The organism is Amycolatopsis heterodermiae, assembly GCF_034929455.1.
In the GTDB taxonomy this organism is placed as follows: domain Bacteria; phylum Actinomycetota; class Actinomycetes; order Mycobacteriales; family Pseudonocardiaceae; genus Amycolatopsis; species Amycolatopsis heterodermiae.
This window is the reverse complement of record NZ_JAYFSI010000001.1, coordinates 1,558,387-1,572,593: the sequence shown is the minus strand read 5'-3', so window position 1 is coordinate 1,572,593 and position 14,207 is coordinate 1,558,387. Positions and strand designations below refer to the sequence as shown.

Genomic DNA, 14,207 nt, shown 5'->3' with positions numbered 1-14,207 from the left:
GCCTTAGCCTGGGGGCATGACCGAAGAACCCCAGGCAGTGGTGACCGGTTTCCTCAAGGCTCTGGAAGACCTCGACATCGACCGCGCGCTGACGTTCGCGGCGAGCGACATCGTGTACCAGAACGTGCCGTTGCCGCCCGCTCGCGGCGTCGCCGCGGTCGAAAAGCAGCTGCGGCTGATGGCCCGGTTCGGCTCCGGGTTCGAGGCGCGGACGCACCACATCGCGGCGGACGGCAACGTCGTGCTCACCGAACGCACCGACGTGCTGCGCCGCGGCGCGTGGGAAGCGGAGTTCTGGGTGTGCGGCACGTTCGAGGTCGAAGGCGGCCGGATCGTGCTGTGGCGCGACTACTTCGACTGGACGACGGTGCTCGCGGCGAGCGCGAAGGGCGCCGGGCGGGTCGCGCTGGCCGGCGCGCGGACGCTCATCGGCCGTTATCGGGCGAGGTCCGCCGTCCGCTGACCCGGCTACGGCCGCGGTCGTGGGCCCGAAGGTCCACGACCGCGGCGGTCCCCAGTACCAGCACGAACACGCAGCTGAGAACGATCAACCCCCACATGATCATTCTCCCTCCCCCCGTGTCGTGCTGACTCCTCGTGCCTCCTGAGTGGTCTGCGCCACTTTTCCGGCGGCCGAAACAGACCGTACCGCTGCTTCACACCGGTGACTCCGGTCCTTGACCTGCATTTAAGGCAGATGCGCCGGATGGGTGACAGGCGTAACGCGAGCTGTAACTCCTCGCGCGCGATCCGTTACGCCCCAACGCCTAATCCCGCGACGGAGGCGATTCCGTCCCGCACGGTCACCGCGGTGGCGCGCTGTGCGGAGACGTCCGCGACGTAGCGCAGCACCAGGTCCGCTTCCTCGCCCGTGAGCGGTTCGCACTCGTTGTCGGCGTTGCGCCGCACCGGGATGAGCTCGAGCCGGGGTTCGTCGCCGAAGATGCAGCCGGCCAGCAGTCCGTCGACGTGCCGGCCGCGCATCGCGGGCCAGTCGAACACGAGGTTGCCGAGGCTGTAGAGGATGGCGCGGCCGCGGTACACCTCGACGGCCTGGATCGTGTGCGGGCCGTGTCCGGCGACCAGGTCGGCGCCGGCGTCGATCGCCGCCCGGCCGTAGGTCACCTGGTACTCCGTGAGGTCCGCGCCCGGCAGGCCCCAGTGCATCGAGACGACGACGTGGTCGTTGGCCGCCTTCGCCCGGCGCACGTCGGCGACGAGCCGCTCCAGGTCCTCGGGCACCGGCGCCGTGCGCACCAGCGGCGGCCGTCCCGGGACGTCGGCGACGCGCGGGTCCGGCTGGTAGGACGTGGTCGCAAGCGCTTGCGCGACGCCCGGAGCCGTCACCTGCACCCCTTGGCCGAACGGCCAGCAGAGCGACGTGTAGGCGAGGAAGGCGACCTTCTGCCCGGCGCGCTCGAGCACGGCCGGCGCGTGCGCCGCGGCGAGGCCCGCGCCGGCGCCGCAGTGCGCGATCCCGGCTTCGTCGAGCACGGCGAGGCTCGCCAGCGCGGCGGCCGGCGGGTAGGTCACGTTGTTGGCGCACGACACGACGTCGATGCCGGCGGCCGTCAGCGCTTCGACCATCTCCGGCGCGGAATGCCGCCAGTTCGGTTCGTGCGGGATGTCCGCGACGCCGGAGTTCCCGGCGGTGCCCGAGAGCGGTCCTTCGAGATTCACGAAGCGGAGATCGGCGCCCTGGAGCAGGGGATTCACCAGTTCGAACGCCTTCGACGGCTCCGCGCGGCCCTGAACGTTGACGTCCCCGCCGAGTACCAGCGTGATCACGAAACCTGCTCTGCCGATCGAGTGACGACGAAAGTAGTTGTTACGAATCGTTGCATCTTTGTCTTCCTGCTCCTCATCTGTTCGGGGGACTATGCCACGACTGTTCAAGCAAAAAGGGGACTCAGGGTGACCAAGACCCACAGATCCAAGGCTGCGCTGACCGTGGCCGTCGCGTCGGGCCTGGTGCTCGGCGGGGTGGCCGCACCGGCCGCCTTCGCCACACCCAGCGCCGACGCGGTCATCGCCGAGGTCTACGGCGGTGGCGGCAACTCCGGCGCCACACTGACCAACGACTTCGTCGAACTCGGCAACCACGGTACTGCGGCCGCGAGCCTGGCCGGCTTCAGCGTCCAGTACCTGCCCGGTTCGCCGAGCGCGTCGAGCACCTGGCAGGTGACGCAGCTGACCGGCAGCGTCGCGCCGAACGGGCGCTACCTGGTGGCCGAGGGCAAGGGCTCTGGGGGCACCGTCGCCCTGCCCGCGCCGGACGCGACCGGCACGATCGCGATGTCGGCGACCGCGGGCACGATCGCCCTCGTCTCCGGGACCACCGCGCTGACCTGCAAGACCGCCGCGGACTGCGCGGCCGACACCCGGGTCAAGGACCTCGTCGGCTTCGGCACCGCCACCGTCCGGGAGGGCAACCCGACCGCCGCGCCGTCGAACTCGACGTCCGTCGCGCGCGGGACGGCGCTCGCCGACACCGACGACAACGCCACCGACTTCACCGTCGGCGACCCGACGCCGACGAACGCCGCGGGCGAGACCACCGGCGGCAGCGGCCCCGGTGAGCCAGGGACGCCCGCGAAGATCCACGAAATCCAGGGCACCACGCGGATCTCGCCGTTCAAGGACCAGAAGGTCAGCGGCGTCACCGGGATCGTCACCGCGACCCGGACGTTCGGCTCGTCCCACGGCTTCTGGTTCACCGACCCGGCTCCGGACAGTGACCCGCGCACCAGCGAGGGCCTGTTCGTGTTCACCGGATCGACGAGCCCGGCCGTCACCGTGGGTGACGCCGTGACCGCGACCGGCACCGTCCGCGAGTTCTACCCGGACACACCCTCGACGTCGGTCTACCAGTCGCTGACCGAGCTGAGCAGTGCACAGTGGACGGTCGACTCGCACAGCAACCCGCTGCCCGCGCCGACCGTGCTGAGCCCGACGACGGTGCCCGAGACGTACGCGCCGTCGCCCGGCGGGAACATCGAGGCGCTGCCCCTGGAGCCGGCGAAGTACGCGCTGGACTTCTGGGAGGCGCACGAGAGCGAGATCGTGAGCGTCACCGACGCCCGCGTCGTCGGCCCGTCGAACTCGTTCAACGAGCTGTACGTGACGACCAAGCCGGACCAGCACAAGTCGGTCCGCGGCGGCAGCGTCTACCTGGGCTACGACAAGCTCAACAGCGGTGTCCTCAAGGTGCAGTCGCTGATCTCGTTCGACCAGCGGCCGTTCCCGAAGCTCAACGTCGGGGACGCGCTGACCGGCGTCACCTCCGGTCCGGTTGAGTACAGCACCTTCGGCGGCTACACGCTGCTGGCCAGCGTGCTCGGGGCCGAAAAGGACAACGGGCTGCAGGCCGAGACCACGCGCAAGCAGCGCACGGGTGAGCTGGCCGTGGCGACGTACAACGTCGAGAACCTGGCTCCGAGCGACCCGCAGGCGAAGTACGACCGGCTCGGCGAGGCGATCGTGACGCACCTGGCCACGCCGGACATCGTGAACCTGGAGGAGATCCAGGACAACACGGGTGCGACCGACGACGGCGTCGTCGCCGCGGACCAGACCCTGCAGAAGTTCACCGACGCGATCGTCGCCAAGGGCGGCCCGCGCTACCAGTGGCGTTCGATCGACCCGGTGAACGACCAGGACGGCGGCCAGCCGGGCGGCAACATCCGTGTGGCGTTCCTGTACAACCCGGCTCGGGTGTCCTTTGTGGACCGCCCGGGCGGGTCGTCGACCACGCCGGTCAGCGTGGTCCGTGACCACGGCAAGGCGCATCTGTCGGCGTCCCCGGGGCGCGTCGACCCGGCGAACGAGGCCTGGACGTCCAGCCGCAAGCCGCTCGCCGGCGAGTTCGTCTTCCAGGGCCGCACGGTGTTCGTCATCGCCAACCACTTCAACTCGAAGGGCGGCGACCAGCCGACGCACGGCCGCAACCAGCCGCCGGTGCGTAGTTCCGAGGTGCAGCGCACCAAGCAGGCGACGGTGCTGCGCGGGTTCGTCGACTCCCTGCTGGCGGCCGACAAGAACGCGAACATCGTGGTGGCGGGCGACCTGAACGATTACCCGTTCTCGCCGGCCGTCCAGACGCTCACCGCGGGTGGCGCGCTGAAGGACCTGATCGCGACGGTGCCGGAGGCGGAGCGCTACAGCTACGTGTTCGAGGGCCAGTCGCAGGTGCTGGACCACATCCTGGCGTCGAAGGCGCCGCGCGGGGTGGACTACGACGTCGTCCACATCAACGCGGAGTTCGCCGACCAGGCCAGTGACCACGACCCGCAGGTGATCCGGTTCCGGCCGAGCACCGGCAACGCGATCCAGGACGCGCTGTACGACCTGCTCGACTACCTGGAGCAGCTGCTCGGGAAGTACTTCCCGCAGCCGTAGTCGTCGTTTTTCCGAAGGCCGCCATCGGGCTTTGCCCGGTGGCGGCTTTTTCGTGCCCACTCCTTCGAGTGACATTGGGTGACATCGAAACCGCTCTGCGTGTTCGGTCGTCTTACCGGGCGATGGGACCACAGGGAGAGTGGCGTGGACGGTTACGCGGTGAAGGTCGAGGAGCTGGGCAAGCTCATCGGCGACCTCGGCACGGCGGCGGACGGAATGGCCGACGCGAACAGGAAGCTCGGCGGAGGTGGAGCGTTCGGTTCGCTCGGCCAAGCCGACCTGGGCCGGGCGGGCGTCGAGTTCGAGGAGGCATGGAGGTACGGCATCGGCCGGCTCGGCGACGCGGCGGCCGGAATCACGGAGCGGCTGAAGGAGGCGAAGCAGAAGTACGAGCAGATCGAAGCCGAGTTCGGCGGAGAGCTGGGGAGGTTCGGCTCCGCGGTGTTCGGCACGGGTGATGGTCCGGTGGGCGGCGGGGTCACGGGCGGGGTGCCGGGCGTGGGTGAGCTGGCGGACCAGCCGGGCGACGGTCCGGTCGGTGGCGGGTACACGGGTGGGGTGCCGGGCATTGATCGGCTGGCCGGGTCCGGGGCAGTGGGCGGGGAAGGTGGGCTCGGAATCGGCGACTCAGCTGGAGCAGTGGCACCCGCGAGCGATCAACCGGCCGGGTCCGGGGCAACCGGTGTGGATCTCGGCTCGGTCGGTGGTGGCTACACGGGCGGAGTGTCGGGGATCGACCGGCTGGCTGAGCGTGAGAGCCCCGGCGACCCGCCAGTGGGCGGCGGCGCCACAAAAGGCATCGCCGACATCCTGAACGGTCTCGACCGGTGAGCGCCCGCGACTTCCCCGCCCTGGGCTTCGATCCCGCGCCCGGTGAGCTTGACGGCGTCGCCGACCTGGCCGGCAAATACCGCGTCGTGAGCCGCGATCTCGCCGAGGCGAACGTTTCGCTGCGCGAGATCGTCACCAAGCAGGGCGTCTGGCAGGGCGAAGCTAGCGAGGCGTTCACCCGGCGCGTCGGGCCGTTGCCCGGGTACCTCGACGGCGCGGCCAAGTCGATGGGGCAGGCCGCCGACGCGCTGGATGCCTGGTGCCACGACCTCGGTGACCTGCAGAAACGCGCAGCCGATCTGGAGGCCCGCGCGGAGGCGGCGGCGCGCGCGGCGGAGGAGGCTCGGGCGAACCCCGACCTCGCGCTGGCGAACCGGACGTTCCAGGACCAGCCGTCGTTGCAGATCGCGCAGCGGCTGCTGGACAACGCCGGCCGGCAGCTCGAGAACGCTCTCGACGGCTGCCAGAACGTCCAAGACGCGGCGAAACAACTGCTGGCCGAGCACACCCAGGCCGCGGGCCGGGTCGCGGCGCTGCTGCGGAAGGCGAAGGAACTGGCCCCGGACGAGCCGGACCTGCTCGACAAGCTGGGCGACGCGGTGGGCGGCGCCCTGACGGACCTGTCGAACACCCTGGCCGACTCGGTCGACGACGCCTGGGACTTCGTCCAGGACCACGCCGAGGTGATCTCGAAGGTCTCCGATGTCACGGGCGATCTGGGCAACATGCTTGGCATCGTCGGCGACTGCTTGCCCCCGCCCGTCGACGTCGTCATGGGCGCGATCGCCACGGGGCTGGGCATCGGAGCCCTGCAAGGCCACCTGGTGGCGAAGGCGGCCGGGGCCGATGTGGCTCCCGAGACCCTCACGTTCGATGCCCTCGGAACGGTCACTTCGTTGTTGGGTGCCGTTCCCGGCGTGTCGGGAACCGTCTCCAAAGCAGTCGCTCTCGGCAGCTTGGGACTGCTCGGGGAACAGGTGGGAGGCGAGCTGGCCGCCGACGGCATGGGCCAGGAGTTCGAAGGCCCGATCGGCGACCTCGAGCAGTACTGGGTACCGAAGAACGCCGACCAGTGGAGTGTGGTCGCGGCTTCGCCGGCCGGGGTCGCGTACTGGAACGCCGTCGACGTCGGAACCAAGGCCGACAACGCGCCGGAACGGCGTCGTGAGCGGGCGGAAGACGAGGTGTGGAACTGATGCCGCTGCAGATCGACCTGCCGCCCGGGTTCGCCGGGATGCCGGTGGGCAGTGACGACAGGATGAACCGCGGGCACGCCTGGACCGTCGCCGAAAACCTCGCGGCCGGCGCCGGGACGACGATCGAGCAGTTCGGCAGCTACCTGATGGCGCTGGTGCCGGCCATGCAGGCCAACGGCATCCGGGTGTTCGGCAAGTTCGCCGTCGGGCCGCGACAGGGGGACGTCGCGACGCTGACACTGGGCATGGCGCAGTGGCCGGAACACGCCGGGAACCCGGACGCCGTCGTCGCGGCGATGGTCACCGAGTACCGGGTCCGTCATCCACGCGCCGTGGCGCATCCGGTACGGCTGCCGATCGGCCCGGCCGTGGTCGCGATCAGCGGCGGTGAATACCGGTTCCCGGAACGGGACGTGCGCACGCAGATCAAGGCCGAGTACCAGATCCCGTTGCCGGACGGGCGATCCGTGGTGATCCTCGCGGTGGTCGCGGAGTCCGAGGACGCCTGGCCCGCCGTCGCCGAGGCGACGGCGAAGGTGGCTTGGAGCCTGCGCAGCGGGCAGGAGAACGGCGGCCCGCAGTGATCGGGACAGTCCGGAGGCCGGCTTGAGCAATCCACAGCTGATCGAGGAGCTGCGCTGGCAGCTCAAGCAGATCGAGGAACGCAGGGCCGAGAACCAGCGCCTGCTCAGCGGAACCTCGCCGGACCGGGTCGTCACTGTGGTCGCCGGGCCCGGCGGTGGGGTCCGCGAGGTGAGGCTCGCGCCGGAGGCCATGCGGCTCGATGCCGCCGCGCTCGGGCGAGCCATCACCACAGCCATCCGGGAAGCCACCGGAGCGCCGCAACAGCCGCTCCGCCGACGGACCGCGGGGGAGGACGACGAGCCCTACGACACCGTCTTCGACGTCTGAGCTAGGCCTGCGGTGGTTCCTCCCCGCGCTTCGCCGCCGCGCGCTTGGCTCGCCAGCCCAGGCCCAGGACCGCCTGGACCAGTTCCTGGTAGCTCGGCTTGACCTCCTCGAGGTAACGCTCGAGGTAGGCCGCGCGGGCCGTCGAGACCGGGTGGGGGTTGTCGCCCGGGGGGAGCCACGTCAGGCCCTGGATGTTGTGCAGCGCCATCTTCCACCAGCGCGTCGCGCGCTCGGACGCGCGCTGTTCGCGTTCGGCGGCCACCTCGATCGCGGCCTTCGCTTCCTCGATCTCGCCTTCGAGCTCCTGCGCGCGGTTCAGCTCCCAGGCGCGCAGGTTCTCCGCCGAGCCCCGCGAAAGGGCGATGGTCTCCTTGTACCGCATGGCCGCGGTGGCACCGTCGTCGGTCATTGCGCGTTCTCCGGACGCTGGAACGGGATGATCACTTCGGGTGCGCCGTGCGTCGTCCGGTCGAAGAACAACGCGCGGCCCGGCCGCGGTGACCAGTGCACGACCTGGCCGGCCGCGAACGGCGCGAGCTCGTTGCCCTGGACGTCGAGTGCGGCCCACGCGCCGATGTCGTCGGTGCCCGCGAACCCCAGCGTGTCCTTGAGCCGGGCGATGCTGCGCCACCAGCCGATCGTGTGGATGCCGTGGGTCGGGCCCTGTTTCAGGATCACGCGCAGGTGGTCGAGCCCGCTCTTCAGCTGCCCGATCGCCTTCGCCTCGAGGTGGGGCAGGGCCGCGTCGACGCCGTAGAGCAGCAGGATCTTCGCGCCGCCGGTCATCGAGCCCGTCATCGACTCGAGGACGCCGGTCAGGTCGTCGACGAGGGTCGCCGCGTGGCCGTCCTCGCGCAGCCGGTAGGTCAGCTCCAGCGCGGCCGGCGCGCACGCCTCGATGGGGCAGCTCAGCAGGAACTCGACCTCGCCGGCGTCGTACTGCCGGGACAGCGAGCGTGCCGAGGAGTCCATGATGGACAGCGCCTCGGCGGTGGCGGACCCGAGCACCGCGACGTTGCGGCCCGGTGCCCGCGGCAGCTCGACGCCGCACGCCGCTTCGGTGACGTCGATCGACTGGCCCAGCAGCGCCCGCGGCTTGGACGTCGGCTTCAGGTCGAGGAACGCCGGGAACTGTTCCAGGATCGGTGAATGCGCGCCGTCGAACAGACGGGGCCGCGGGAACCGGCCCTGGTACTCCTCCCACAGCCGGTGCTGCAGCCGGACGAACACGTTCTTGCTGCTCGCGTCCGGCACGTGGGACAGCTGGTTGCCGTGCGCGATGCCGGAGTCGTGGTTGATCACCGCGTGCCACTTCGGGGCCGACACGGCCGCGTTGTTCGTCTCGGCCAGCACGCGCCGCGCCTTCGGCATCGCGATCCGCAGCGTGCACTGCTCGAACACCGCGGGCTTGCCCCAGAACGCTTCGATGCCGGCGACGTCCTGGCTGGCCAGCACCATGTGGATGCCCTGCGACCGGCCGCGGCGGGCGATGTCCTCGAGCAGCTGGGTCGCCGTCGCGGTCACCTGGTCGCGCCCGGCGAACAGGTACTGGAACTCGTCGATCACCGCGACGATCCGCGGCCAGTGCCCACCGGGGTCGGCTTCGCGCAGGTCGGCGAGGTTCGTGACCTCGTGCTCCTTCGCCGCCGACGAACGCCGTCGCAGCTCGTCGGCGAGGAAGCGCAGCAGCGCCAAGCCGAACTCGCGGTCGGTGTTGACGTTGACGCCGACCAGCCGCGCGTGCGGCAGCCAGGTCTGGTCCTTGCGCCCGGGCGCCAGGCCGGCGAACGAGACGCCTTCCTTGAAGTCCAGCAGGTACAGCGCCAGCTCGTTCGGCGTGTACCGCGCCGCGAGGCTGCCGAGCAGCGCGTACAGGAAGTTCGTCTTGCCCGATCCGGACGGTCCGCCGATCAGCGCGTGCGGGCTCGCGTCCCCGATCACGACCTCGACCGGCTCGCCCTCGAAGAAGCCCACCGGGCCACGGAGTTCCCGCGCCGAGCTGTGGTGCCCGAGCTCCACGGGCAGCAGGTCGTCGAACGACCGGGGCCCGCCCTGCTTGGCGATCAGCGCCTTGGCGATCTTGTCGGTGGCGCGGAGCACCTGCGAGGACGGCATCGGCGGATCGAGGTCGACGATCAGGTCGGTGCCGGTCATGCTGCTGATCGCGTGCCGGTCGTCGGTCAGGCTCAGGGTTTCGACCGGGGCGCTGACCGCGGTCGGCACGTCGATCATGATCAGGCAGATGCCCGCGGCCAGCGCCCCGCTCGCGACGCGCTTGAGGTCGCGGGCGCGCTCCGGCTCGAGGGTTTCGCCGTTGCCGTACAGCACGGCGACGCGGAACGGCTCGATCCGCTGCTGCTGCGCGATCCGCAGCTCCCGCAACGACGTGTGGCCCGCCTGCATCCCGGTGGCGTGGATCCGGCGGATGTGCCCGGCCAGCTCGTCGAGGAGGTCCTCCAGCCGTCCCGGGTCGTACAGCGAGAGCGCGCTGGTGCTGTTCAGCGGGTACAGGTCGGGCAGGATCGCGGTCAGCTGCCCGACGTCCCACAGGTGCACGCGCACGGCACCGGGTTCGAACGTCGAAAGCACGCGGATCAGCAGGTTCTGCACGATGCCGTCGATCGTGGGCCGGGTCTTCGGCGCCGACGTGATCGCCAGGTGCGACTCGTCGAGCAGCGGGACCGCGACGTCGAACTTGCGGGTCGGGTCGCCGCCGGCGGCCGTCGCCGAGCCGACGCGCCACAGCCCGGGCGACGTGAGGCCGGCGTTGTGGCCGACCTGGCCGAGCCAGTCACCCGGCGGCAGCCCGGCCGGGCCGGGTGCGTTCTGCGCGACCAGCTCGCGCAGCGTGGCCGGGCCTTGGCTCCAGTCGGTGTAGTAGGCGCTGCGGACCGAGCCGAGCGCGCCGAAGACCTCGTGCGCGGCGGGGTGGCGGGACCACTCGTTCTGCTGCTCGGTGCTGGCGTGGTTCATGCCGACCTGGACGATCGCGCGTTCGAGCTCGAGCTTGGCCAGGTCGGCTTCGGCGGCTTGACGGGCTCCGGCCGCGGCTCCCAGCACCAGCCCGATCTGGTGGCGGACCCGGTCGAGTGCGGTTTCGACGCGGTTGCGTTGCTCGGCTGACTTGTTGGCCATCGGCGTCCCCAAGAAAAGGTGTCCCGGAAAGGATTACAGGCGCGATCGGTATCCGCTCACCAGATCCTCGGCGGAGGCCAGGCGGCCGAGGAGCTGATCCAGCCCCTCGCCGGCCTGCGCGTACTGCGAGGGGAGCCAGGGATCGGCCTTGGCCTGGGCGTCCACCAGCGCTTGCCGGGCTTCCCCGAGCAGGCTTGTGGCCCGCTCGGAGTGGGCGCGCGCGTCGGCGAGCCCGGCCACGACCGCGGTGAGCAGCTGGTGAAGTTCGGCTAGTGTCATCCGGCTAGAGACGCGCCGAGTACGAGTCGGCGGACGAGATGCTGGCCTGGATGGTGCTCTGCATGCCACTGATGTCGTGCAGAGCCTGGGCCAGCAGGCCGTGGGCCTGACTCACTTCGTGCTGGCTGCTCCCCTGCGTCGCTTGTGCGAGCGACTGCTGGGCTTCTTCGAGAGACTGCGCTGCTTGCTGGAGGGCGGCGATGCCTGCGGACGCCTTTTCGTTGGCGAGCGCGATGCCAGCGCGGATCTCTTCGACTCCGGCCATCGGGCCTCTACTCCTCGAGTCTGGTTGTTCTTTGCGGGGGCGGAAATCTATTGAAACAGATCCACGACTCACCGTGATCATCTGATGATGCCCAGTGATCGCGAGTCCGGAATCAGCAAGGCCCCGGACGCAGGAACGTCCGGGGCCTGGCCGATCACGGTGCGTGCGGGGGTCAACCCGGCACGAACACCGCATATTGGCGTCGTTGGCCTGCACTGCCCCAGGTCAGAGCGTTTTTCGTGCCACTTCGGGCCTCTCTGAACGGGGGCGGTCGAGGTTGTGGGGAGACTATCGCGGCCTGGCCGATGGGTCGCGCTCAGCCCTGTTCGTAACTCCCTGCCACCGCACAAGAAACTTCAGTTCAGTTTTGAAGATGTCTCACGTTAGGCCTGGTGGACGAGCGTGCACACGTCCGGGCGACGCAGTCGTGGATTTGCCCGGCGCGGAAGCGGGATTGCGGGGCGGGACACCGGATCCCGGGCCGGAAACGGCGAAACGCCGGGCGCCCTGTAAGGGCTTCCCGGCGTTTCGCCTGATCAAGCGCGGAGGATACAGGATTCGAACCTGCGAGGGCGTGAACCCAACACGCTTTCCAAGCGTGCGCCTTAGGCCGCTCGGCCAATCCTCCGCAGGAGACGATACCGGATGCCCTTCCGCCGCTTCGAAGGCGGGTCAGGCGGTGACGTCGGCGATGACGCAGGTGATGTTGTCGGGGCCGCCGCCTTCGTTGGCCAGGCGGATCAGCTCCGGGACGAGTTCGGCCGGGTCGGTGCCGCTCTCGAGGGTGTCGCGCAGGGTCTGTTCGGTGACCGGGCCGCTGAGGCCGTCCGAGCAGAGCAGGTAGCGGTCGCCCGGCTTCGCTTTGAACGTCCAGATGTCGGGGTCGCTCGAGCCCGTCGTCTGCAGGGCGCGCATCAGCAGCGAACGGCGCGGGTGGGAGGCGGCGTCTTCGGCGGCGACGCGGCCGTCCTCGACCAGGGCCTGGACGAGCGTGTGGTCGCGGGTCAGCCGGCGGAGGCCGCCGTCGCGCAGGAGGTAGCCGCGGGAGTCGCCGACGTGGGCCGCGGCGAACGTGACGCCGTCGAACAGCAGGGTCGTGAGGGTGGTGCCCATGCCCTCGGTCGTGGGCTCCTGCGCCGCGACCTCGGTCAGCCGCTCGCCGATCGACTTGACGACACCGGCGAGCGTCGCCGTCAGGTCGATGGTCGTGAGGTCGACCCGGCGCAGGTCGACGTCCAGCTCACGCAGCACGTCGACGGCGGTCGCGCTGGCCACTTCGCCGTGCGGCTGACCGCCGATGCCGTCGGCGACGGCGAGCAGGCGGGCACTCGCGTACAGCGAGTCCTCGTTGATCCGGCGCCGCCTGCCGACGTCCGACCCCGCGGCGTACCGCAGGACGTACCGATCGTGTGTCATGCTCCCATGAAAGCATTGGTTGACTGAGTTCACAAGCATGTCGGCTGAATGGACCATCCTCCGATAGAGTCCTCGCCATGGACGACGACGCCACGGTCAGCGCGGCAGACATCGCGCGCCTCGCCGGGGTCGGCCGGGCCGCGGTGAGCAACTGGCGCCGCCGCTACCACGACTTCCCGCAGCCGGTCGGCGGCACGGCGTCGAGCCCGCTGTTCAGCCTGTCCGACGTCGCCGGCTGGTTCCACGCCCGCGGCAAGAAGTTCGAGCTGACCGAAGGTGAACGCGCCTGGCAGCGCCTGCGTGCCCTCGGTGACGACCTCGACCTCGCCGAGCGCGTGAGCCGCGCAGGTGCCTTCTTCGCCTTCCAGGCCGGGCTTTCCGACACCTTCGACCGCAAGCTCGCCGACCCCGAGCTGCTCACGCTGCTCAGCGAGATGACGCACCGGGCCGGCCCGGTCGAGGCGTTCGAGTTGTTGTGCCGCCGGTACTTCGAGGCCCACTCGCGACGGTTGTCGACGACGCCGGAGCCGGTCGCCGAGCTGATGGCGCGGCTCGCCGGGCCCGTGTCGGCCATCCTCGACCCGGCCTGCGGCTTCGGCGCGCTCGCCCTCGCGAGCGGCGCGAAGACCGTGCTGGGCCAGGACAGCGACCCGATGACGGCGTCGATCGCGTCACTGCGGCTGCGGTTGCGCGGCGTCGAGGCCGAGGTCCACGCCGTCGACGCGCTGCGCGAAGACGCCTTCGAGGGCCGGACCGCCGAAGCCGTGCTGTGCGATCCGCCGTTCAACGAACGCGCCTGGGGTCACGACGAGCTGGTCGGCGACGCGCGCTGGGAGTACGGCCTGCCGCCGCGCGGCGAACCGGAGCTCGCCTGGGTTCAGCACTGCCTGGCGCACGTCGAACCCGGTGGCACGGTGGCGATCCTGATGCCGGGCGCGGCCGCCGGGCGGCGCAGCGGAAAGCGCATCCGCGGCAACCTGCTGCGCGCGGGCGCGGTCCGCGCGGTGGTCACGCTGACGTCGGCGGGCCCAGACCTCTGGCTGCTGCGGCGGCCGGTGCCCGGCCGGCGCCCGCCGTCCACCGTGCTGCTCGCCGAGTCGGGCGACGATCTGTCCACAGTGGAAGAAGAGTGGCTGGAGTTCCTGGCACGGCCCGAAACCGGCGTCCGGATCATCGACCTGCTCGACGACGACGTCGACCTCTCGCCGGCCCGCTGGCGGGCCAGGGACGAGGATCCCGGGCAGGCGTTCCAGGCCGTGCGGGAGCGGTTCGACGAGCTGGCGCCGCAGCTGCCGCCGCTGGAGACGGCGGACGTCGAGCAGACGTTCACGACCATCGGCGAGCTGGTCAAGGCCGGGGTCGTCGAGGTGCGGCACGCCGCGCGGGTGGACGCCGAGCCGCCGGTCGCGGAGGCGGGTGACGTCGTCGCGTCGGTGACCGGCACCGCTTACGTCCACAGTGGACCCTCGCAGCCGGTGGGGGCCGGGCTGACGATCTACCGCGTCGACCCAAACCGGCTGGACGCCGACTTCCTCGCCGGCTGCCTGCGCGCCGCCGACCTCCCGGCCCCCTCGGCGTCGACCCGGATCGACAGCAGGCGGGTGCGGGTCCCACGCTGCCCGCTCGACGTCCAGTACCGGTACGGCCTGGCCTTCCAGCAGCTGGCCGAGTTCGACGACGTTCTGCGCGAGGCGGCCGAAACCGGGCGTGAGCTGGTCCGGCTAGGCTTTGCCGGACTGGTCGAAGGACGGCTCCGCCCCGGAGGCGGCTAGCCG

The 14,207-nt window shown here is 70.6% G+C and carries 13 protein-coding genes and 1 tRNA gene; 7 read left to right on the top strand and 7 right to left on the bottom strand.

Translation table 11 applies throughout. The features are described from left to right. Positions 1-16 precede the first annotated feature (16 nt). Positions 17-463 carry a limonene-1,2-epoxide hydrolase family protein gene (locus VA596_RS07680; protein ID WP_323324615.1) on the top strand — a complete coding sequence of 149 codons (447 nt, stop codon included), beginning with the start codon at positions 17-19 and terminating at the stop codon, positions 461-463. 290 nt (positions 464-753) lie between these two features. On the opposite strand, the gene VA596_RS07675 is transcribed toward VA596_RS07680, so the two are convergent. Next, positions 754-1,788, bottom strand: a complete 1,035-nt coding sequence (locus VA596_RS07675; RefSeq protein ID WP_323324614.1) for a CapA family protein — start codon at positions 1,786-1,788, stop codon at positions 754-756. A gap of 126 nt (positions 1,789-1,914) precedes the next feature. Here VA596_RS07675 and VA596_RS07670 point away from each other — a divergent pair, with 126 nt between their 5' ends. The 5 genes from VA596_RS07670 (at position 1,915) to VA596_RS07650 (ending at position 7,337) form a co-directional block, all read left to right on the top strand. Further along, complete coding sequence (locus VA596_RS07670; protein WP_323324613.1) at positions 1,915-4,398, top strand: endonuclease/exonuclease/phosphatase family protein; 2,484 nt, start codon at positions 1,915-1,917, stop codon at positions 4,396-4,398. A 144-nt stretch (positions 4,399-4,542) separates the two neighbouring features. Further along, entirely contained in the window at positions 4,543-5,229 is a 687-nt protein-coding gene (locus VA596_RS07665) for a hypothetical protein (RefSeq protein WP_323324612.1), read from the top strand. Next, positions 5,226-6,425: a putative T7SS-secreted protein gene (locus tag VA596_RS07660; protein WP_323324611.1), complete on the top strand. Its 1,200-nt coding sequence runs from the start codon at positions 5,226-5,228 to the stop codon at positions 6,423-6,425. Before VA596_RS07665 ends, VA596_RS07660 begins: the two co-directional genes overlap by 4 nt. Then, complete coding sequence (locus VA596_RS07655) at positions 6,425-7,009, top strand: hypothetical protein (protein WP_323324610.1); 585 nt, start codon at positions 6,425-6,427, stop codon at positions 7,007-7,009. The genes VA596_RS07660 and VA596_RS07655 overlap by 1 nt, the downstream gene beginning before the upstream one ends. Positions 7,010-7,031: 22 nt before the next feature. Next, a complete protein-coding gene (locus VA596_RS07650) occupies positions 7,032-7,337 on the top strand; it encodes a YbaB/EbfC family nucleoid-associated protein (RefSeq protein ID WP_323324609.1) in 306 nt (101 codons plus the stop codon). Position 7,338: 1 nt separating this feature from the next. Here the strand turns inward: VA596_RS07650 and VA596_RS07645 are convergent, their stop codons facing one another. The 6 genes from VA596_RS07645 to VA596_RS07620 form a co-directional block, all read right to left on the bottom strand. Continuing rightward, complete coding sequence (locus tag VA596_RS07645; RefSeq protein WP_323324608.1) at positions 7,339-7,746, bottom strand: hypothetical protein; 408 nt, start codon at positions 7,744-7,746, stop codon at positions 7,339-7,341. Beyond that, positions 7,743-10,472, bottom strand: a complete 2,730-nt coding sequence (locus VA596_RS07640; protein WP_323324607.1) for an FtsK/SpoIIIE domain-containing protein — start codon at positions 10,470-10,472, stop codon at positions 7,743-7,745. The genes VA596_RS07645 and VA596_RS07640 overlap by 4 nt, the downstream gene beginning before the upstream one ends. Before the next feature lie 33 nt (positions 10,473-10,505). Then, on the bottom strand, positions 10,506-10,751 hold the full coding sequence (locus VA596_RS07635) for a hypothetical protein (protein WP_323324606.1): 246 nt from the start codon (positions 10,749-10,751) through the stop codon (positions 10,506-10,508). Between the two features lie 4 nt (positions 10,752-10,755). Next, the gene (locus VA596_RS07630; protein WP_285457569.1) at positions 10,756-11,016 is read right to left on the bottom strand and encodes a hypothetical protein; all 261 of its coding nucleotides are present in this window, start codon (positions 11,014-11,016) and stop codon (positions 10,756-10,758) included. A 543-nt stretch (positions 11,017-11,559) separates the two neighbouring features. Then, positions 11,560-11,644: transfer RNA gene (locus tag VA596_RS07625), tRNA-Ser, on the bottom strand. Positions 11,645-11,688: 44 nt separating this feature from the next. Further along, complete coding sequence (locus VA596_RS07620) at positions 11,689-12,432, bottom strand: PP2C family protein-serine/threonine phosphatase (RefSeq protein WP_323324605.1); 744 nt, start codon at positions 12,430-12,432, stop codon at positions 11,689-11,691. 77 nt (positions 12,433-12,509) lie between these two features. Here VA596_RS07620 and VA596_RS07615 point away from each other — a divergent pair, with 77 nt between their 5' ends. Continuing rightward, positions 12,510-14,204: an N-6 DNA methylase gene (locus tag VA596_RS07615; protein ID WP_323324604.1), complete on the top strand. Its 1,695-nt coding sequence runs from the start codon at positions 12,510-12,512 to the stop codon at positions 14,202-14,204. Positions 14,205-14,207: the final 3 nt, after the last annotated feature.